The sequence below is a fragment of the Clostridium pasteurianum DSM 525 = ATCC 6013 genome (genome assembly GCF_000807255.1).
GTDB lineage: Bacteria > Bacillota > Clostridia > Clostridiales > Clostridiaceae > Clostridium_I > Clostridium_I pasteurianum.
Genome location: NZ_CP009268.1, coordinates 381,790 through 403,413 on the forward strand (window position 1 = coordinate 381,790; position 21,624 = coordinate 403,413).

The 21,624-nt window shown below is 29.1% G+C and carries 20 protein-coding genes, 1 riboswitch and 1 other annotated feature; of the genes, 11 read left to right on the plus strand and 9 right to left on the minus strand.

Translation table 11 applies throughout. The annotated features are described in order from the left end of the window. Positions 1–74 precede the first annotated feature (74 nt). Together CLPA_RS01720 and CLPA_RS01725 are read right to left on the minus strand one after the other, a co-directional pair. On the minus strand, positions 75–1,745 hold the full coding sequence (locus tag CLPA_RS01720) for a glycoside hydrolase family 13 protein (protein WP_003440962.1): 1,671 nt from the start codon (positions 1,743–1,745) through the stop codon (positions 75–77). An 84-nt stretch (positions 1,746–1,829) separates the two neighbouring features. Further along, positions 1,830–2,711, minus strand: coding sequence for an AraC family transcriptional regulator (locus tag CLPA_RS01725; RefSeq protein WP_143756627.1), 882 nt, complete (start codon positions 2,709–2,711; stop codon positions 1,830–1,832). Positions 2,712–2,913: 202 nt separating this feature from the next. Beyond that, positions 2,914–3,167, plus strand: a binding site (T-box leader). 62 nt (positions 3,168–3,229) lie between these two features. Here CLPA_RS01725 and CLPA_RS01730 point away from each other — a divergent pair. Then, a complete protein-coding gene (locus CLPA_RS01730; protein WP_003440968.1) occupies positions 3,230–4,432 on the plus strand; it encodes an aminotransferase-like domain-containing protein in 1,203 nt (400 codons plus the stop codon). Between the two features lie 66 nt (positions 4,433–4,498). On the opposite strand, the gene CLPA_RS01735 is transcribed toward CLPA_RS01730, so the two are convergent. Continuing rightward, positions 4,499–4,954, minus strand: a complete 456-nt coding sequence (locus CLPA_RS01735) for a MarR family winged helix-turn-helix transcriptional regulator (RefSeq protein ID WP_003440971.1) — start codon at positions 4,952–4,954, stop codon at positions 4,499–4,501. Between the two features lie 336 nt (positions 4,955–5,290). Between CLPA_RS01735 and CLPA_RS01740 the strand changes: the two genes are divergently transcribed. Together CLPA_RS01740 and CLPA_RS01745 are read left to right on the plus strand one after the other, a co-directional pair. Continuing rightward, the gene (locus CLPA_RS01740; RefSeq protein WP_003440973.1) at positions 5,291–6,037 is read left to right on the plus strand and encodes an EFR1 family ferrodoxin; all 747 of its coding nucleotides are present in this window, start codon (positions 5,291–5,293) and stop codon (positions 6,035–6,037) included. A gap of 311 nt (positions 6,038–6,348) precedes the next feature. Further along, a complete protein-coding gene (locus CLPA_RS01745; protein WP_003440975.1) occupies positions 6,349–7,293 on the plus strand; it encodes a methylenetetrahydrofolate reductase in 945 nt (314 codons plus the stop codon). Between the two features lie 259 nt (positions 7,294–7,552). Here the strand turns inward: CLPA_RS01745 and CLPA_RS01750 are convergent, their stop codons facing one another. The 3 genes from CLPA_RS01750 to CLPA_RS01760 all read right to left on the minus strand — a co-directional run bounded on the left by CLPA_RS01750 (position 7,553) and on the right by CLPA_RS01760 (position 10,126). Further along, the gene (locus tag CLPA_RS01750) at positions 7,553–8,029 is read right to left on the minus strand and encodes a flavodoxin domain-containing protein (RefSeq protein WP_003440988.1); all 477 of its coding nucleotides are present in this window, start codon (positions 8,027–8,029) and stop codon (positions 7,553–7,555) included. 228 nt (positions 8,030–8,257) lie between these two features. Then, complete coding sequence (locus CLPA_RS01755; protein ID WP_080751503.1) at positions 8,258–9,127, minus strand: hypothetical protein; 870 nt, start codon at positions 9,125–9,127, stop codon at positions 8,258–8,260. A gap of 369 nt (positions 9,128–9,496) precedes the next feature. After that, positions 9,497–10,126 carry a TetR/AcrR family transcriptional regulator gene (locus CLPA_RS01760; protein WP_003440991.1) on the minus strand — a complete coding sequence of 210 codons (630 nt, stop codon included), beginning with the start codon at positions 10,124–10,126 and terminating at the stop codon, positions 9,497–9,499. A 449-nt stretch (positions 10,127–10,575) separates the two neighbouring features. Between CLPA_RS01760 and CLPA_RS01765 the strand changes: the two genes are divergently transcribed. The 4 genes from CLPA_RS01765 (at position 10,576) to CLPA_RS01780 (ending at position 13,243) form a co-directional block, all read left to right on the plus strand. Beyond that, positions 10,576–11,196, plus strand: coding sequence for a hypothetical protein (locus tag CLPA_RS01765; RefSeq protein WP_003440993.1), 621 nt, complete (start codon positions 10,576–10,578; stop codon positions 11,194–11,196). Between the two features lie 4 nt (positions 11,197–11,200). Continuing rightward, complete coding sequence (locus tag CLPA_RS01770; protein ID WP_003440996.1) at positions 11,201–11,758, plus strand: hemerythrin domain-containing protein; 558 nt, start codon at positions 11,201–11,203, stop codon at positions 11,756–11,758. A gap of 164 nt (positions 11,759–11,922) precedes the next feature. Then, entirely contained in the window at positions 11,923–12,231 is a 309-nt protein-coding gene (locus tag CLPA_RS01775; protein ID WP_003440999.1) for a winged helix-turn-helix transcriptional regulator, read from the plus strand. Positions 12,232–12,616: 385 nt separating this feature from the next. Continuing rightward, positions 12,617–13,243 (plus strand): nitroreductase family protein, encoded by a 627-nt coding sequence (locus tag CLPA_RS01780; protein ID WP_003441007.1) that lies wholly within the window; start codon positions 12,617–12,619, stop codon positions 13,241–13,243. A gap of 237 nt (positions 13,244–13,480) precedes the next feature. On the opposite strand, the gene treR is transcribed toward CLPA_RS01780, so the two are convergent. The 3 genes from treR to treP form a co-directional block, all read right to left on the minus strand. Further along, positions 13,481–14,191: a trehalose operon repressor gene (gene treR, locus CLPA_RS01785; RefSeq protein WP_003441011.1), complete on the minus strand. Its 711-nt coding sequence runs from the start codon at positions 14,189–14,191 to the stop codon at positions 13,481–13,483. Between the two features lie 88 nt (positions 14,192–14,279). Beyond that, a complete protein-coding gene (gene treC / locus CLPA_RS01790) occupies positions 14,280–15,959 on the minus strand; it encodes an alpha,alpha-phosphotrehalase (protein WP_003441013.1) in 1,680 nt (559 codons plus the stop codon). 109 nt (positions 15,960–16,068) lie between these two features. Beyond that, positions 16,069–18,012, minus strand: a complete 1,944-nt coding sequence (gene treP, locus CLPA_RS01795) for a PTS system trehalose-specific EIIBC component (protein ID WP_003441014.1) — start codon at positions 18,010–18,012, stop codon at positions 16,069–16,071. A 286-nt stretch (positions 18,013–18,298) separates the two neighbouring features. Beyond that, positions 18,299–18,383: riboswitch (ZMP/ZTP riboswitch) on the plus strand. Between the two features lie 35 nt (positions 18,384–18,418). On the opposite strand from treP, the gene CLPA_RS01800 reads away from it, so the two are divergent. From CLPA_RS01800 to CLPA_RS21505, 4 genes are all read left to right on the plus strand, one after another. Then, complete coding sequence (locus tag CLPA_RS01800) at positions 18,419–19,594, plus strand: phosphoribosylaminoimidazolecarboxamide formyltransferase (protein ID WP_003441016.1); 1,176 nt, start codon at positions 18,419–18,421, stop codon at positions 19,592–19,594. 105 nt (positions 19,595–19,699) lie between these two features. Continuing rightward, a complete protein-coding gene (locus CLPA_RS01805; protein ID WP_003441018.1) occupies positions 19,700–20,521 on the plus strand; it encodes a hypothetical protein in 822 nt (273 codons plus the stop codon). A 16-nt stretch (positions 20,522–20,537) separates the two neighbouring features. Continuing rightward, positions 20,538–21,098 carry a hypothetical protein gene (locus tag CLPA_RS01810; protein WP_003441020.1) on the plus strand — a complete coding sequence of 187 codons (561 nt, stop codon included), beginning with the start codon at positions 20,538–20,540 and terminating at the stop codon, positions 21,096–21,098. Next, a complete protein-coding gene (locus CLPA_RS21505; protein ID WP_003441022.1) occupies positions 21,088–21,255 on the plus strand; it encodes a DUF2992 family protein in 168 nt (55 codons plus the stop codon). The genes CLPA_RS01810 and CLPA_RS21505 overlap by 11 nt, the downstream gene beginning before the upstream one ends. Positions 21,256–21,624: the final 369 nt, after the last annotated feature.

The window sequence follows — 21,624 nt, forward strand, 5'->3', positions numbered from 1 at the left end:
TTATTAAACAGCAAAAGAAAAATGGATATATACTATAAAGTTTATATATTCTTCAATAACATTATGCTTTGTTATTAGTCAACCTGTAAAACTACTGCCTGGCATGATTCCAAAGTAAGTGTTTTACCAATAGGTTCAGCAATATCCATATTGGACAATAGTACTTCAGTTTTAGTATGTTCCATTTTCAATGCTATTCCATTTTGACTAAAATTAGCAGCTATTAGTATCTTCTGATTTCCTAATTGTCTGTAATAGGCATATATTTTTTCATGATCTAAATATGCAGGAATGAAATCTCCATAAGTAAAAATTTCTCCGTATTTTTCTGATTTTCTTAAAGAAATAAGCTTTTGATAGTACCTTAATACTGACTTTTCATCTTTTAACTGAGATTCTACGTTAATATCAGAATAATTTGGATTGACTTTAATCCAAGGATTACCCTCTGTAAATCCAGCATTGTCCTTGCTGCTCCACTGCATTGGGGTTCTTGCATTATCTCTGCTGTGTGCATAACATGCATTTAAGGCTTCTTCAATACTGAGGTCTGCATCTAAAGCTTTTTTATACTGGTCTTTTGTACTAATATCATCATATTCATCAATGCTTTTCATTTTGCAATTCCTCATGCCGATTTCCTGACCTTGATAAATAAAAGGAATTCCACGTAATAAAATACTAGTAGTTGCAAGCATCTTTATTCCAGCATCATTTTGTGCATAATCAGGAAGATAAGTACAAGCACCTCTTGGCTCGTCATGGTTTTCAATAATATTAGCTAAAAATCCTATACCCTGACATTGCTGCTGTGACTGAAACGTAACATTTCTCCATTCACAAAAGTCTAGTGGTTTAGAATCATACCAGCCATTTTTACCATCTGTAAGAATGTGTGCAGAAAAATCAAACATTGTAGAAAAATGACCATTATCTCCAATAAATTTAGCTAATTCATCCTCTTTCATATTGAACACTTCTGCTACAGTAAAAGCTTGAAATTTATCGAAAGTTTCATGTTTTAGTTCTTGAAGCATTTCACCAACTCCATCTACTTCCTCCACCATTTTTGTTACACGTACAAGACCGTCTTCTCCATCAGGAGGATAACTTGGAAATTCTAAATTTTTCTTAATGTTGATAATAGCATCAATACGAAAACCTGCCACACCTTTTTGCAGCCACCAGTTGATCATTTTAAATAGTTCCTCTTTTACCTTAGGATTATTCCAGTTTAAATCCGGCTGTTCTTTTGCAAACATGTGAAGATAATATTTGTCTGTATCTTTTACTGGTTCCCATACGCTTCCGCCAAAGTAGGAGCGGTAATTACTTGGAGGATTTCCATTTTTGCCTTTTATAAAATAGAAATAATCCGCATATTCACCTTCAGGTTCAGCTAATGCCTTTTGAAACCATTCATGCTGATCAGAACAGTGATTAATGACTAAATCCATTACAATATACATATTTCTTTTCTTTGCTTCTTCAAGAAGTGTATCAAATTCTTCCATGGTTCCAAATTCAGGAGCAATACTGTAATAATCTGATATATCATATCCTTGATCTACAAAAGGAGATTTATATATAGGACAAATCCAGATGATATCAATGCCCAAATCATTCAGATAATCTAATTTTTCAATAATACCCCTAATATCACCTATTCCATCGCCATTTGTATCCTTAAAACTCTTTGGATAAATTTGATACGCCACTTTATTGTGCCACCATTTATTTTTCATAAAAACTCCCCTCCAATATGAATATAATTACATTATATATATATGAAAAGGTTATTTCTTCTTCAATTTTGATAAAATATTATACTATTTTGACTTTTTTATTTGGTTTCTATATTCTGATGGAGTTATATACTTTATTTCTTTAAAACGTTTAATAAAATATCCTATATTGTCATATCCACAGGATAGGGCAATATCGAGGATTTTTCTTTCTGTTTCAGATAAAAGTTCTGAAGCTTTTTCAATTCTGATTTCATTTATATATTCAGTGGAGGTTTTGCCTGCGAGCTTTTTAAAATATCGGCAAAAATATTGTGGATTCATTCCAAGTAGTTTTGCCATATCATTAGTAGATATTTTTTTACTGAAATTATGTTGAATATAGCTGAGAATTTTTTTGATATTTGCTATCTTGTAGTTATCTTCTTCTTTAACATCATCAAAATAACAAAATTTTTTACTTTCATATAAAAGGGCAATCAACTGATAAATATATGATTTTACCAGAAGGAAGGAACTTAATTTACTGTGTTTTGATTCTTTTATTATTTTCATATATATCTTTTTTATATCTGTTAATATATCATCCTTTGATAATATAAATTGAGGGAACTGTATCTTTTTTTCAATTAGTGGTCTTATAATATGGTATTGGATCCCATCAAAATGCTCAAAACTAAGCATGTTTAGATTAAAGACTACAGCGGTTTCCTGGCAGTTTTCTCCACTAATAATAGAGTGAATATCTCCAGAATTAATAAACATAAATGCAGGAGCAGTAATTTTATATTCTTTCATATTAATGTTTACAAAGAACTGCCCTTTTTGAAAGAACACTAATTCTGCCTCATCATGCCAATGTAATTTAACCAAAAATTCTTTGTTACAATTCCATTTATAACAGGCTAAAGGAAAGCTTATATTTCCATGTTTAACTCCTTCTTTTAGGTCTTTTCTATGCATCATTAAAATCCTTTCTACATAATATCAATCCGGCTGTTTTATCCTTAATGTTTAGATTATAATATAGCTGATAAATGTATGTTTATATACTTTTCTATAATCATAATATAATCTATATTATAAAGTCAATTTTATGAACCTATGCAAAAATTCCATATTGACATTAATATATAAAGTTGATATTATAAATACAATATAAGTAAAATTAAAGGCATTGATGCGGAAGAGTAATTATATTGTTGAAATAAAGAGAGGGAATGCTGGTGGAAATTTCCCATGATTGATGTAATGAAGGTAGCCGCGGAGCTTTAGACTGAAAGCTTTATGCAAGTAGGTTTTAACGGAGTTTCCCACTGTTAAAAGGGAAGTAGTATCGGCTAATTTGCCTGTACTATATAGAGTGTGTACATATGTACAAAATTAGGTGGTACCACGGAGATATAACCCTTCGTCCTTAAATGTTTAAGGACGAAGGGTTTTTATTTTTATGATAAAAATTTTAAGAAAGCGGTGAATTATTTATGAGTATAGTATTTGCTGATAGAATGAATAAGGTTCAAAAGTCATTTATAAGAGAGATTTTAAAGGTAACAGAAAATCCTGATGTAATATCCTTTGCAGGGGGACTTCCCAATCCTCTATCCTTTCCAATTAAAGAAGTTAAAGAGGCTTCTGAGAAGGTATTAAGTGAAAATGGGAATTCTGTACTTCAATACAGTACAACAGAAGGATATCTCCCTCTAAGGGAATATATTGCTGAGAGATATTATAAGAGATTTGGGTTAAAGGTTCATGCAAACGAGATACTTATAACTAATGGATCACAGCAAGGGCTTGATCTAATAGGAAAAGTACTTCTTAATAAAAATGACAATATTTTAATTGAACGTCCTGGGTATTTGGGGGCTATACAGGCTTTCTCAATTTTTGAACCGGTTTTTAATTCAGTACCTTTAAATGACGAAGGAGTTGATACAGCTGCCCTGAGGAAAACTTTAGATCAGTGTAATCCTAAGCTGTTTTATACAGTTCCAAATTTTCAAAACCCTTCAGGAATTACATATTCAGCAGAAAACAGAGAAAAAATAGCAGATATTTTAAAAGAGCGTGATACAGTTCTAATAGAGGATGATCCTTATGGTGAAATAAGATTTATGGGAGAAGATCTACCTCCTATAAGGTCTAAACTTAAAGATAATTCAATTATGTTAGGATCTTTTTCAAAGATAGTAGCTCCTGCCATGAGATTAGGCTGGATTTGTGCCAAAGGAGAAATGATGGAGAAATTATTGGTTGCAAAGCAGGCTGCAGATCTTCACAGCAACTATTATGCTCAGAGAGTGGTATACCAGTTTTTAATGGATAATGATTTGGATGAGCATATAAAGAAGATAAAAAGGCTTTATAAGAATCAAAGAGATTGTATGGTAGAAATGATTGAAAAATATTTTCCAGAGCAAGTAAAGAGTACAAAACCAGAAGGGGGTATGTTCCTGTGGATTACTCTTCCAGATGGAGTTTCATCTTTAGATTTATTCAATACTGCAATTGAAGAGAATGTTGCTTTTGTACCTGGTGATCCGTTTTATATCAACAAAACTGGTATGAATACATTAAGGCTTAATTATACAAATTCAGATGAAAATATGATTGAAGAGGGGATTAAAAGACTTGGAAAGGCAATTAATGAAATTATAAAAGTATCTGTTTACAGTACAAAATAAGACTATGTAATAAATAAGATATTAAAAATTCAGACTATAAATAGTTTCAGTCTGAATTTATTTTTTCTACATATATTTTCGAATTTTTATCTTTTTTTCACTGCCTGTATTTTTAATTTGAGTGTGTAAAATATCATTTAATATGCTAATATCAATTTTATTTGAAATGGAGTCAGATAGTATTTGATTAAAAATTATTTCTTTTTCCATTATTAATGGAATGAGTTTGCGTCCTTCTTGTGTCAAATGTAAAACAGATTTACGATTATCATTAATTGACTTACTTTTATAGACAAGACCATTATTTACAAGTCTTTGTACTAAGCGGCTTGGACTTTTACTCTCACAAATCAGAAGTTCTCCTAATTCCTTAAGGGATAGGGGTTCATTTTTAGATAAAACCATTAATACTTCGCTTTGATTGGGAGTAATATTTAATGGTTTTAATATTTCAGCCAATTTCTTTGTTCCTTCTTTATTAACGCAAACAATTAAATAACGTAGTTCTTCTATTATATTCATTATTTCACTCCTTCAGTTCAAACTTCTAGTATAATAAAAACTGTTCTAATTGTTTTGATAATAATATATTAATCAGATTTCATCAATCGTAATTATATATTTTTTTGAAACTTTTAATTTACCATTTTCTAAGCTAATTTCATTCATAAATATATTTCTTTTAAATATAATAAATACATGACTAATCATTTACTGTAAATATAAAAGTATATTTTTCTATATAGCATTATTAATAATAATAGTATTTATTATTTAAATGTCAAATTATTTTTATTGATTTATAAAAATAGATGATATATCATGTATTTAAATTAAAAAAGAAAGCAGGAAATAAAAATGAAAATATTGTATTTCACAGCAACGGGAAATAATTTATATTTGGCAAAGAGAATTGGAAATGAGTATTACTCTATTCCTAAATTAATGAAAGAAAGGCAATTTGAATTTGAAGATGAAAAAATTGGTATAGTATTTCCGGTTTATTTTCTTGGTATTCCCAAAATTGTTGAAGAATTTCTAAATAAAGCAAAGTTAAAAAGTAAGTATATTTTTGCAGTAGCATCTTATGGAGGATTTTCTGGTGCAGCAACAAGACATCTTTTAGAAATTGGGAAAAGGAATGGAATTGAATTTTCTTATATTAATGAAATACTTATGGTGGACAACTATCTTCCTATGTTTGATATTAATAAGGAGATGGAAAAAGAACCAAAGAAGAATATAGAAGAAAATCTTCAAAAAATAATTTGGGATATTCAATTTAAAAGAGAGTATATTAATAAACATTCTATCATTAGGAATTCTATTAGATTTTTGATAAAAAATCTAAGTAAAAAAAGTCAATTTGAAAAGAAGTTTTCTATAGGGGATAATTGTAATAGTTGTAAGATATGTGAAAAAGTTTGTCCTGTAGATAATATACAGGTGCATAATAAGCCTGTTTTTAAAGACAACTGTCAACAATGTTTAGCTTGTATTAACCATTGCCCACAGAAGGCAATAAGGATAAAAGGAGAGAAAAGTACCGCTAGATTTATTAATCAAAATATTAGGTTAAGAGAAATAATAGATGCTAACAATTAATTTTATTTTATCCTTTTAGCATATAAACTGTGAATAAATCGCCTGCTATAGCAATTAACTATAACAGGCAATAGTTTTTTGGAGTTACCCTAGAGTATCAGTGTCATGTTATATTTAATTCACACTAAAATTAGTTATCAAGTAATTGAATTTCAAAAATAAGAATGAAGCTATTTTGGAAGCCATAAGAAATTCAGAGAAGTAAGATCTCTGCTTTTCTATGATTTGTTTTCATAAGAGTTTATGATAATATTATATTATTGACAGTTACTTTATAAGTATTTTTTAAATGTATTGATAAGGAGAAATTTATGTTAAGAAATAAAGTATTAAATAGGGATACAGGAATAATAACTTATGCTATAACTCCACCAAGAAAAGTAAATTCAGAAGAAAAAATTATTGAAATTTCGCAAAAACATATGGAGAGAATAAAAAATATAGATATTGACGGGTTAATTATATATGATATACAGGATGAAGCAGATAGATTAAAGGATGAAAGGCCATTTCCATTTTTTGAAACCATAGATCCGGCAGTATATGGTAATGAATATATGCAGGATCTAAATGTGGAAAAGATTATATATCGTTGTGTTGGTAAATATGATGAGAGAGAACTAAAAGATTCTGTGAATTCAGGAATACAAAAGGATAAATTTTCAGTATTTGTGGGAGCTTCCTCTAAAGAACAGAAGGTTAAATTAAAACTGTCAGATGCCTATAATATAGGAGAAATATTGAAAGATAATTTAACTTTAGGAGGGGTTGTAATACCAGAGAGGCATACTCAGAATGGTGACGAGCATATTAGACTTATTAGTAAAATGAATAAGGGATGTAAATTTTTTGTGTCACAGGTGATTTATAATGTGGAGGCTTCGAAAAATTTGCTTTCAGATTATTTTTACTACTGTCAGGAAAATAATATAGAAATGGTTCCTATATTATTTACTCTTGCACCGTGTGGTTCTTTGAAGACTTTAGAATTCATGAAGTGGCTGGGTATAAATATGCCAAAGTGGCTGGAGAATGATTTAATCCATTCTAAGGATATATTGGATAAATCAATTGACTTGTCTAAAAGTATATTTGAAGAATTGTTAGAATTTGCATTAGACAAGGGTATACCTATTGGATGTAATATTGAGAGCTTGTCCATAAGAAAAGTTGAAATTGAAGCTTCAGTGCAGTTGGCAAAGGATATAAAGCTGCTTATTGAGGGGAAAAGAAATTCATTTAATGTTACACTTTAGTGGGAAAAGACGAAACAAACATTAAAATTAAAGTATAAAGTTCAAAGAACAAATATCAGATTTAGAAAAGTGCTAGTAGTGAATTCACCTAATAAGTGGATAGTTGTCAGTGGAAAGTGGATAGTGAAGGATATTTTTCTTCCGTATTTGTTCTTTGAACTTTGATATTTGAACTTTTTTTCAATTGTGAATAACTTAAAGTTTAAAAAACCAACTTAAACTAAAGAGAATAGAAAATCTGTGCTGATATTTAAATTACTTAAAGTCCATTCATTATCTTTGTAAATTTATTAATATTTTCCTCAGAAATACTAGAAACATCTTCTTTTATTTTAGCTACCATTTTTACTATAAACCTTTCCGTAACATTCATATTTTTTAATATAAATTCACCTCCAAAGTATTCTTTAATGGAAGCATGATATAATAAATCTACAGGAAAAGAGTTGCTTAGGGTAGTTTCTATATTATCTTTTTGCATGCCGCAAATAAAAAGTCCTATTTTCTTATTTTTCAGTATATTAAGATTCTCTGTACAAAATTTAATTATTTCCTTTTGAATTTTTCCCATGTAAATAGAGCCGCCAATGATAATATTATCAAAAGAAGATAGATTTGGAATTGTATCTTTTTTTATATTTATAGCAACTACTTCTCCAGAAAACTTATCTTTTAAAAGTTTGCTGCACTTTTCGGAAAAACCATGTTTTGTTGCATATACTATAAGTGTTTTCATTTTTATTCACTCCCTGTTTTCTTTAATATTTATATTATGGTTACCAGACCTATACTCACAACGTATATTAAGCAGGTTATAAAGTCTGATAGGGACATGGATAACTTTGGACAAATATACTTGGCTTAAATATGGATTGTTCTGATAAGGGTATAATCAATTGAAATAGAATTCTAATCAGCATACTTATGAGGCTGATAATGAGAAGTTTAAATAATTTTTTATAGGTCATTTTACTATCTCCTTTACATTTTTCATGACCAAAAATAAACAATATATTATTATCAGATTAAATGCGGGAAATATAATTAACTCTATGGAACTAACTTTTACTCCTAATGAAATTTGTCCAATTATCATTGCTGTAATTGAGGTGAGCATGGTTATTCCTTTAGTTGTTATTATGGAAGATAGTAGATATCCAAAAGGTTTTTTCTTTATTATAAGTATTCCAGTTAAGAATGCCAATGGAACTATAAAGCCAAGGTCTAATGCTTGAATTGGCAAAGTTGTATAGTGTTCTAAACTAGGGGGAATGCTATGAGTTATAAGAGGTGGAATAATTCTTCCAATCCACATTAGTCCAATGGATATTCCAATAAAGATGAAGAGTGATCCTAAAAATTTTACTGGAAACTTTTTATTGAAATGAAGTGGTAAGCTTTCTATGTCAAAGGACATCATAGTAAGTAAGAAGGCAAAAAAACTTATAGACATAAGCATTACATAAATTAAAAATAATGAATTATACATCCAAAGAAAGGAATAAGACGTATAAGTATATAAAAAGTATGCTAAAGTTCCTGAAAGAAGTAATTTACCTTTCAACAAACCTTTTCTTGAAAGATAAAGTGATGCTGTTAATAGAGGAATTCCTAAAATCATTGTAATTATGTCTTGCGCTATACCCTGTGAAGCAACTGAAATTGAATCATTTTGGTATAGTCCCTTTCCATATATGGATACTCTGTTCCCATATATGGAGGTGATATCATGCTGACCAATGCCTCCAGTTGAGAATACGCCGAAGGTAGAAGCAAACAAGGATAAAATGGCGGTGAAAATAACCAGTATAGTGATAATTTGTTTATACTTCATAATAAATTTCCTCCATTTACATAATTAATTATATTTAATCTGACTAACTTGGCGTAAGTATCCCACGCACTCTGTACAGCCCTCACATAAAATCAAAAAAAGATTTTGGTTCTCTGCTTACACTCTGTACAGCGATTCACACCAAATACAAAATAAATTTTGTTTTGTCTGCTTGCACTCTGTACAGTCCTCGCACCAAATTAAAATTTGGGTTCTCTACTTTTCTTCAAGTGGGAGTTCGACGCCAAGTAAGCCATGCATTTGCAGTTCTAAAATTCAGATGGGGTAAAAGAATCCCCACCTGAATTAAGTAAGTAATGCAGCAAAGTATTGGATATACTTAATTTACTGAATATAGATTTTATATAACTAGTTAATGGTTTTTCTCAATATTATGCCTTCCACCATAAGGCTTATATGGTGGTGGATAAGTAACTTTCTTTGCTCTGAAGGAATATCTTTTTCAATTATCAGTTTTAAAATAAGTCCAAAGGTAGATGTCCATATTATTTGAGCAGTCAACTCAATAAAATTATCCCCCAAACTTTTATCCATATAGATTTCTTTTAAGGATTCATATAGTATATTTAAAGCTTTTCTTTTTACAGAAGCACCTTCAAAAAGTAGTGATGTATGTTTAAGTACTTCTGTTGAGTTATTGAGAAGTATAGTTTTGTATTCTTCGGGCATTTCTAAAGCTAATTGTATATATTTTTCTAGAGAATACTTGATTTTATCTTCAGGTTTATATTCTGAAACTTGTAAAGATGATAATGTTCTTATTATTTTTTCATAATTTCTTTTTATGATGGTGTTTATAATTTCTTCTTTATCATGAAAATAATGATATATAATTGCTGGAGAATATTCTATGTCTGAAGCAATTTTTCTTATAGATAATTTATCTAAACCTTCCCCTTTTATAATTTTATCAGCACTGATTAGAATAAGTTCTCTATGTGTATTTTTTTCACGCTCTTTTCGTTCTTTTATTCCCATATTATAGCCTCTTTTGAATTATGTTTATTTATTGAACAGTGTTTGATAAGATCATAGCATTTAAATATTTTAATGTCAATATTACATTTACTTAGCAAAAGGAACTATGGATTTGTAATTATTGAGATATAAATATTTAATAAAGTATAGATATTCAAATTAATAGTTAAATGTTGATACTCGTGAATAGACTGAGTAATTTGATATCAATAAATCTTACTTAGTTCAAGTTATGTATCTATAATTGAAATTAAATATTATACCGTTAGTAACAGAGGTTACTGACTGCTAAATAAAAACTCTATATAATAATGTTTGTAACCTGATAATATCTGTGAATGAAAATCTTCATAGATGAAATTTTAGTAAGAAATTATCATATTTTTAAATTAATTTACGAAAAAAATTAAAAGAATTTAAATAATAAAAATAATTTGGAGGTAATAAGAATGAGTGCATTTTTAGGAAAAATACATTATCTACTATATAATAAAATACAGTTAAATGAGGATTTACTAGAAGGTATATTAAATTTTGCAGAGGGTAAAAATATTCCTGTTAAGGATATAGAAAATAGAGTTTACGAGGAATATGGTTATCCAGAGAGAAGGGCGCTGGAAGAGGTCATTGACCAAGGGAATATACATGGCTGGCTTCAAGAGAAAATACAAAGTGTAGAAAATAGAACTGCAGCAATTGTTACAGAATTAATAAATAAGTATTCTATAAATATTGATGATATTTCTAAAATATACTATGAGAATGGTAAAAAGATTATGAAATCCATTGATACAGAAAACTTTTTGCCAAAAGATTTGTTTGATATTATATTTACTTATATGTTGGAAGGCATGCCTTGTGACATGATTAATAAACCTATATTTGAATCGGAAAATGAGTTCTCTTGGGAAACTACAAGATGTATTCATAAACAGCACTGGGATAAGGTTAAGGGAGATGTAAATAATTTTTACATCTTGAGAAATGCATGGATAAAGGGATTCTTAGATATAACTGAATATTCTTATATTCGCAGCGAAAATGGAAACAGTAAAATAACAAGGGGGTAGAATTATGGATGCTATTAATTTAATGATAGAAGAACACAAGAATATTAAGAGAATGCTTTTGGTTGTAAGAAAAGCCAGTGTTAAGGTGATGAATACAGGTGAAATTGACTATGATGATTTTAATAAAATGATTTCTTTTATAAGGAATTATGCGGATGCACATCATCATGGAAAAGAAGAAAAAATGCTCTTCAATCGCATGATAGATGAAATTGGAGGGGTAGCAGAACCTCTTGTAAAGTATGGAATGCTTGCAGAACATGATATGGGAAGACTTTTTATTAGAGAGATGGAAGAGGCTTTAACAAAGGTAAAAGAAGGGGATGAAGAGGCAAAGGTAGATGTTATAGCAAATGCTGTATCCTATACTCATCTTTTACAAAGACATATCGAAAAAGAGGACAATGTAGCTTATACTTTTGCAAAACGTAAACTAAGTGAAGATACTATTAAAGAAATAAATGAACAGTGTGAAATATTTGAAAAGGATGCTGAGAAAAAGCAAACTCAGAAGAGTTATATAAAAATTTTAGAAGATCTAGAAAATAAGTATGTTCTCTAAATATTAATACATTATAGCTAATTATGTATTGTTGAATTATTTTTAAATGTAAGAAGAAAAGTAATCAATTGAGTATGTTATTAATTGCATGGATTGGTGTAATATAATAACATACTTACTTTTTTGAAGCTAATATGATAAAATGATAATGGGGAGGTGATTTTATGGAAAAATACCATATGTGCCCCAAATTTGAAAATGCTTTTGAATTATTAGGGAAAAGATGGACTGGACTAATTATAAGAACTCTACTGAGCGGACAGAAGAGATTTTCTGATGTAGCAGAAACTATTCCTAATATGAGTGCTCGAATGCTCACAGAAAGATTTAAGGAATTAGAAAAAGAGGGTATAATAATTAGAAGAGTTTATCCAGAAACTCCCGTTCGTATAGAATATGAGCTTTCAGAAAAGGGGAAAGAATTGGAACCTGTTATGAATGAAATTCAGAAATGGGCAGAAAAATGGAATTAATAAAATGTTTTATAGATGCAGAAAAATTTCTTACGTTGAATTGTGGAAAAATTTCTGTATCTATTTTGTTTTATAGAGATATTTAATGGCTGATCTTTGACTTGAAAAGTAAATGTATGTTAAGCTTAGGAATTATTTTATAATTAAAATAGAAAAAGTAAGATTAATTTAGTGAATGATATTTATTAATTGAAAATAATTATTGACTAATAGTGGCATTTGTGCAATAATAAATATAAAGAAAGTTACTAAAAATAATTAAGTATATTAAAAATATAAAATAATAATTTATAACTTATATATCTTTTTTAAGTATTTTTTTATATATAATAGGTTTATTATAAAAAATCAGTAAATATATTTTAATTTAAAGGAGAGGATTAATATGTGGAAAAATGTTTTTAGTGGAAATAAAGAAAAAAATTTCTTTGATGCGGTAGCAACTAGGCGTACATTTTATGGAATAAGCAAAGAATCACCTGTTTCTGATGAAAGGATTCAAGAAATAATTGAGCATGCAGTAAAGCATACTCCATCTTCTTTTAATTCACAAAGTGCCAGAGTAGTTTTATTCCTTGGTAAGAATCATGATAAATTGTGGGACATTACAAAAGAAGCTTTAAGAAAAATTGTTCCACCAGAAAATTTTGCTGAAACTGAAAGTAAGATAGATTCTTTTAAAAATGGATATGGTACAATTTTATTCTTTGAAGATAATAGTGTAATTGAAGCACTTCAAAATCAGTTTGCATTATATAAGGATAATTTCCCTATCTGGTCTCAACAATCAAGTGGAATGCATCAATATGTTATTTGGACTTCTTTAGAGCTTGAAGGTCTTGGTGCATCACTTCAACACTATAATGAACTTATTGAAGCTGAAGTTAAAAAAGAGTGGGGTATACTGGATAAATGGAAGTTAATTGCACAAATGCCTTTTGGAAAGCCAACTGAGGGCCCTGGTGAAAAGGAATATAAACCATTAGGAGAACGTATTAAAGTATTTAAATAATGTATTATAATGGGCTAAATAGTTACAAAAAGTAGATGTGTAAAAAGGAATAAATATTCATTAAACTTGAGAATAGTATCCTTTGTTTATTATAAATTTGAGATTATTGTTAAGGTATAAATAACTTTTTAAAGGAAAAAATGGAGCACATATAGATTTAAATTATATGTGCTCCTTTCTATTTCAGAAAAATTTGTAGTATCTGTTACTTCACTTATAGAATTTATGTTTTTAGTGCTACCTTCTCCTAGCAAAATCAGAAAATTCAAAACGGTCAGGACGATGCCTTGATTCTGTATATTCAAATTGAGTTCCATCGTTTAAATATACAAAATTCTTTACTACTACTACAAAATCATAGGATTGCATATCTAGATTTTTTTTATCAATGGAATTGGCCGCTTCAATTTTTATAATTCTTTTAGCGAAGCCTATTTTAGTATTTAAATCTTCTTCAATATATTTATAAATAGACTTTTTTGAAATCTTTTTTGTAAGATTTGAAACAATATCTTTTAAAAAATAATTTATATCCAAAATAATATTTTCATTATCTAAACTTCTGATACGGTATAATTTATAAGCTTCTTTTCCCTCTGTTAAACAAGTTTTTTTGTGTAAAGCTTTATCTATTAATACTTCCTCAAATATTGGTACAGAAGTAACAAATTTATTCCCATTTATACTGGAAACTTCCGCAAAACTCACAATACTACCAAAGGAAAAAGTAATTTGATTGTTATCTAAAACAAAAGCTCCTTTACCATGGACACTATTTACCAGACCTTCTTCTGACAGTATATCTAAAGCTCTTCTAACTGTACCGCGACTTGTATTATAAATTTTACACAAATCATTTTCAGAAGGAAGTTTTTCACCTGACTTGTAATTTCCATTAATTATATCATTTTTTATACTTTCGTATATATATGTATATTTTTTATGCATTATGAAGTCCTCCAGTAGCTATTTTTCATAAAGAGTATATCATATAATTACAAGAAAAGTATCAGTGAATTTTTATGGTTATTATAAATTACCTTATATAGAAGGCTACGGATTCGTATGGACGCAATACAAATTCATTTATATTGTTTTGTGTGTCACTATAATTAGATATTAATATTTGTGATTTTCCTTCCAAATTTATATTTTTCGAAAGAGTAAAAGTTGTATTTTCAGCATAAAAATTATTTACTACTAATAGTTTTTCATTTTTATAACGTCTAATGTATGCAAATATTTGTGGATCATTTTTTAGTATAAGCTCAAAATCTCCGTAGGCAATTATATCATATTCTTTTCTTAATTCTATAAGTTTTTTATAATGATAAAAAACAGAATTTTTATATTTTAATGCATTTTCTGCATTTATATTTGAAAGATTTGAGGATACATTTATCCAGGGGGTTCCATCAGTAAAGCCTGCGTTCTTAGAGTCATTCCATTGCATTGGAGTTCTGGAATTATCTCTGGATTTTTGCTTAAGTATATCCATAATTTCTTTCTCAGACTTACCTTTAGCTTTTAATATATCATAGGCATTTATAGATTCTACATCTCTATAATCCTGTATTTTGTCAAAGTCTGGATTAGTCATTCCTATTTCTTCACCTTGATATATATAAGGAGTACCTTGCAATAAATGTATAGTAGTTGCTAGCATCTTAGCAGATTCATTATGATATTCCTTATCATTTCCAAAACGTGATACTACTCTTGGCTGATCATGATTACACCAAAATAGTGCATTCCATCCATTACCTTTAATCATACCATACTGCCAGTCGCTGAGTATCTGCTTAAGTTTTATGAAATCAAAGGGAGCTTTGGACCACTTTTCTCCATTAGGATAATCTACCTTTAGATGATGAAAGCTGAAACTCATACTTAACTCGTTCTCATCAGGATTTGTATATTTAACGCAGTTGTCTATAGAAGTAGAAGACATTTCACCAACGGTTAACATATTATTGTATCTTGAAAATACATTTTTGTTAATTCCCTTTAATAGTTTATGAATTTTAGGGCCATCCGTATAGTACTTACGACCATCTTCTGAAGGTGTATTTAAAGTATCATCAGGGAAAGCCTGATCTTTTGATAATAAATTAATTACATCTAATCTAAAACCATCTACTCCTTTGCTTAACCAGAAATTCATCATATCATATATGCTATTTTTAAGTTCTGGGTTTTCCCAATTTAAATCTGCTTGGGTAGTATCAAAAAGATGTAGATAATATTGGCCTGAGGTTTCGTCGTACTTCCAGGCACTACCTCCAAATTTGGACTGCCAGTTGTTAGGAGGCATATTGTCCTTGCCATCTTTCCATATATAGAAATTTCTATATGGGTTATCTTTGGATTTGCAGGATTCCTTAAACCAATTATGTTCTGTAGAGGTATGATTAACTACCATATCCAATATAATCTTTAGTCCTCTTTTATGAGCCTCTGACAATAAATTTTCAAAAGTGTCCATATCTCCATATCGAGAATCTATTTTATAATAATTACTTATATCGTAGCCATTATCATGTTGAGGAGATTCATATATAGGGGTTATCCATATAACATCTACTCCTAAAGTTTTTATATAATCAAGTTTCTCTATTATTCCCTGTAAATCTCCTGTTCCATTTCCTGTTGTATCCTTAAAACTTTTTGGATAAATTTGATATACAACAGATTTTTTCCACCAAAATTTGTTCATATTTAACACCGCCATCTATATTTTTAATTATTTCTTTTTACTAAATATTATATTTAATTCTATTAGAAAAGTAATTTGGTAAAGAATTATTTTTTAATATAGATCTATACTATACAGTTACTGATAATAATTCATTTCCCTGTTTAATAATATCTATACTTAATGGTTCAACAGATTTTATGTCATCTACATTAGTCACCAAAATCATTGTTACTGCTGAAGGTGATTTTTCTTTAACTAAATTTAAATCAAATTCAATTAACTTCTGCCCAGCTGTTACTCTTTGTCCTTGATTTATGAAACTCTTAAATCCTTCTCCATTCATTTTGACTGTATCTATTCCTATATGAATAAGTAGTTCTACTCCACTGTCAGTTTTTATTCCAATTGCATGTCTTGTTTGAAATAAAAGGGTTATAGTTCCATCTATCGGTGATACCAACACTCCATCTGAAGGATCTATAGCTATACCTTTACCCATTAATTCTTGTGCAAAAGTTGGATCAGGTACTTCTTTAAGTGGTATAATTTTACCATTAAGAGGTGATAAGATAATTTCATTTTCTTTAGTTATATAATTTATAGATTCTTCATTGTCAGATTTTTTGTTTTCTAATGATTCTTTATTAGTAGAATCACTTGATTTAAAACCTTTAAAATTTGATAATATCAAGGTTAATATAAAAGGAATTACTATAGCAATAAGCATTCCAACAAAAAAGATACTCCATTGCTGTGGAAATATTGATAAAAATCCTGGTAATCCTCCAACGCCTATGCCTGGAGCCTTAACATGATTTAATGTTATAACTATGGCACCTGCTGCCGAACCTATCATAGCTGAAAAGAACGGGAATTTAAATCTTAGGTTAACTCCAAATATAGCTGGTTCAGTTATGCCAAGATAGGCTGAAATAGCGGAGGTGAAAGACAGTCCTTTTATTTTTTCATTCTTAGATACAAACATCATAGCTAAAGCACCAGAGCCTTGTGCAATATTTGAAAGAACTAGTATAGGCCAAAGAAAAGTTCCACCTGTACTTGCTATTAGCTGAAAATCTATTGCAAGGAACATTTGATGCATACCTGTTATAACTAGTACTGAATAGAAACCGCCGTATAAAATAGCACCAATTAGCGGAAGTTTTTCAAAGATAAAAACCAATCCATAAGTAATTGCATTACCTATAGTAAAGGTTATTGGTCCAATTATGATGAAGGATAAGAAACCCGTTATAAGTAAGGCGATAGGTGCAACAAAAAGCAATTTAACTGAATCTGGAATACGTTTGTTTAATTGACACTCTAATTTTGCCAGTAAAAATGATGAAAAGAGAACTGGCAAAACTTGTCCTTGATATCCTACTTTAGCTACTTTTAGACCAAATAAATTCCAATAAGGCACTGTACCTTTTGTAACAGCCTCTCCATAATTATAGGCATTTAGTAAGGATGGATGAATGAGCATTAATCCTAATACAATACCAAGTAGTGGATTTCCACCAAATTTTTTAACTGCTGACCAACCAATTAATGCTGGTAAAAATGTGAAGGAAGTATTAGCTATAAGATTTATAACATCAGAAAGATCTTTCCACTGGGTATAAACGTCAATTAATGCCTTATTTGCAAAAAAGATGCCTTTGCCAGCAAGAATATTATTTATACCCATGAGCAAACCGGCAGCAACAATGGCTGGAAGTATTGGTATGAATACATCTGCCAACGTTTTCACCAAACGCTGAATTATGTTAAGATTATCCTCTGCTGCATCTTTTATTTCCTGCTTTGTTGCACTTTGAATTCCAGTAATAGAAATAAAAATATCATAAGCTTTATCAACTAGTCCTGGGCCTATAATTACTTGGAATTGACCATTGCTTGAAAAAAATCCTTTAACTATGTCTATTTTATCAAGATTGTCTTTGTTCACTTTATTTTCATCTTTCAAAGCAAATCTTAATCTTGTAACACAATGAGTTGCAGCAATTATATTATCTTTACCACCAACGGCTGCAATAATTTTTTCTACAGATTGTTTTGAAATATCCATTAATAATTCCTCCTTTTAACATATGTAAACGTTATATAAATGATAACATGTATAAACAAGTTTGTCAACACTTGTTTATACATGTTGAAATGAATTAAGGAACTAAAATTAGGTATAAGTTATGAGGGATGAAAAAAGCGTAGATCTAGCAAAAATGAATATGTTGTAGAGAACAAAGCGGATATTTTTGAATAAGAAATTTGCCAACGTAAACTTGACACAAACATGTAATAGTTTAAATTTGACATAGAAAAACATATATAATATAATTTAGTAAAAGTTAATAAAGTGATCATGTAACTGGCGGAAATGGAATTAACCATAGGGAACATGATTAATTATATAAAATATCGACCGTCTGGGTAAGTTTAATTTACTCAGGCGGTTATTTTTTGGAGGTAATATTATGAAAGATTCAGAAATTATACTTAAATATGGGTGTAATCCACATCAAAAGCCAGCAAGAATTTATACTCAGGATAAGGAATTACCCTTTGAAATTTTAAATGGCAATGCAGGTTATATAAATTTAATGGATGCCTTTAATTCCTGGCAGTTAGTGAAAGAGTTAAAGGAAGCAACAGGATTGCCAGCAGCAGCTTCTTTCAAGCATGTAAGTCCAGCTGGTGCAGCAGTGGGGGTGCCTCTTAGTGATGAATTAAAAAAGGCATATTTTGTTGAGGATATAGAACTATCACCTGTGGCTTGCGCTTATGCGAGAGCTAGAGGTGCAGACAGAGTTTCTTCCTATGGTGATTGGGCTGCTATAAGTGATATTGTAGATTTACCTACTGCAATAATTTTAAGTAAATCTGTTTCAGATGGAATAATTGCTCCTGGTTATACAGATGAAGCTTTAGATCTTTTAAAGAAAAAGAAAAAGGGAAAATACTGTGTAATTAAGATGGATTCTGACTATGAGCCAAATATTATAGAAAGAAGACAGATATATGGCATGACCTTTGAACAGAAGAGAAATAATATTAATATAAAAGAGGAAATGCTTGAAAATATAGTGACTAACAATAAAAATATTACAGATGAAGCCAAAAGAGATTTGCTTATTTCTATGATAACATTAAAATATACTCAGTCTAATTCTGTTTGTTTTGCCTTAAATGGTCAAACTATTGGGGTTGGAGCTGGTCAGCAGTCAAGAATACATTGTACAAGACTTGCTTCATCAAAAGCGGATCTTTGGTATTTAAGACAGCATCCTGTTGTATTAAATTTACCTTTTAAAGAAGGTGTTTCAAGGGCAGAAAGAGATAATGTGATTGATCAATTTTTAAGAGATGACGTTACTACTATGGAGACTAAAGGCTGGAAGGATATACTTAAAGAGATTCCAGAAAGACTGACTAAGGAAGAAAAAACAGAGTGGCTTTCTAGCCTAAAAGAAGTTGCTTTGGGATCAGATGCATTTTTCCCTTTTAGTGATAATATAGACAGAGCTTCACAAAGTGGAGTTAAATATATTGTTCAGCCAGGTGGTTCCATAAGGGATGATATAGTTATAGAAGCATGTAATGAGTATGATATGGTGATGGCTTTTTCAAAGGTTAGATTATTTCATCATTAAGATGTATTTTTTATTTTTAATATCTAATAATCATATACCCTATAACTTAAGTTATAGGGTATATGATTATTATCTTAAAATTTCTCAATTCAAAAGGAGAAGAGCATGAATATAAATAAAAAAATAGTATATATTATTGCATTTGTACTAATGGGAGTTTGGGTAGGAAATATTATTTATTATGAAAAGCACGTCATTAATGAACATTTGTTTATAAAACATTATTATGATGTATCAGAATCTATGGATAGTTTACGTTTATACTATGTTGAAAGTATAAATTCAAAGGATAATGTAACCAGTGTTATGTTTCCTGAAATAGGTCAAGAGTATGAAAATTTTATTGAGACTGATATCGGAAGCAGTAATAGTCCTTATTATAAATTAAAGACTATTACAGTAAATTTATATAGTGGTGGAATAAATACATTACCTGATAAATATAAAAATAAACTTATAACAACAGCTGAGGTCAGATTTTCAAGTGGTAAAATAATGAATGTAAATGTAGGTAGACTATATTTTCACAGCTATGCAAATAAAAATTCAGATTTGAAACTTGAGAGACAATCATCAAGCAGTGATAATAATGGTGGTACTACTCTATATACTGATAAGGATATTTATGTTACAAGTATAAGTAATAGATTTTATAATGAAATAAAGGACATTTTAAGAGTAAGTATTGATGGAAAACCTCTTTCCGATGTCAAATTTCCAATAAAATTAAAAGCAGGACAAACTATTGATATGACTTATCAATTTAAATTCAGTAATAAAAAAGATACAAGATTAAATAATGCATATAATCTAGTCTTTGATATTTCAACGGAAGATCTTCAGGGGAATAGAGGAATTAGCAATTGCTATATAGATTTCTATCCGAATTCTGTAGACAATATAAATGTTGATATTTTGAAAAGATAAAAGGAGATGAAACAGTATGTATGCTTCAGCTTATAACAAATTGTTTTGGGGAATGATAATACTTATTTTTCATATAAATTTAGGACCTATAAGTATATTGCCTAATTTTGTTGGATATATGCTTATTTATTCAGGATTAAATACTTTGTCATCACAAAATGAAATTTATAAGAGAGGAAAATTGCCAGCAGCTATACTTGTAGTACTTTCTTTAAAAGATATATGGAATAATAAGAACAGTAATGTTTTCACAGGGAATTTTTATAATATAAATGTATTTATGATGATAATTGGGGGTATAGCAGTTATAATTGATATATATCTTATATATATAATATGCAGTGGTATATATGATTCTTCAAGAGAAAGAAATTTAGAGTCACTTATGATAAATTCAGAGGATGCATGGAAATTTTATTTGGGTATTTCTTTAATATTTTTATTGTGCTTACCTTTTTCTATGAATTTACCTGTAAACTATAATATGGCTATAATTATTATTTCCATAATAAAAGGAATAGCAGCTATTTGCATTATAGTTATCCTAAGAAAGTGCAGGATGTATCTTGGTACATAGGATATATGTATATTTATCACATTGTGCAATAAAGCTACAGCATGAAGCAATGAAACTATCAAAAAGAAAAAAATCAAAAGAAGAGAAAGAAAAAGAAGAAAAGAGAAAATTTTTATTAAGGCAAAAGAAAAAATTAATGAGGCATAAGGGACACTAATTGAATAATATGTGTACTTTTCAGCTATCCTGTTGGAAGTTTAAAGCGTTAATGTTATAATAAACTAAAATATTTAAAGAAGGGTGAGTATGCATTGGATTCTAACTTAATGAGTATGATTCAATTTATGTTTTTTATAATATGTTTTACTGGCATATTCTCCTATGTAGTATACAATTATAATAAGTTTAAACATAAATTTCAGAAAAGTATTATAAAGAAAATTTTACTTCAATGGATTGATTTTGCAAAAACACTGCCACCTGAACAGTATATTATTTATCAAAAATATGGAATATGGCGATACGTGGAACGATTAAAAATGAAAATGATGTTTTAGAGATAAATATTATAATTTCTAAGGAGAGA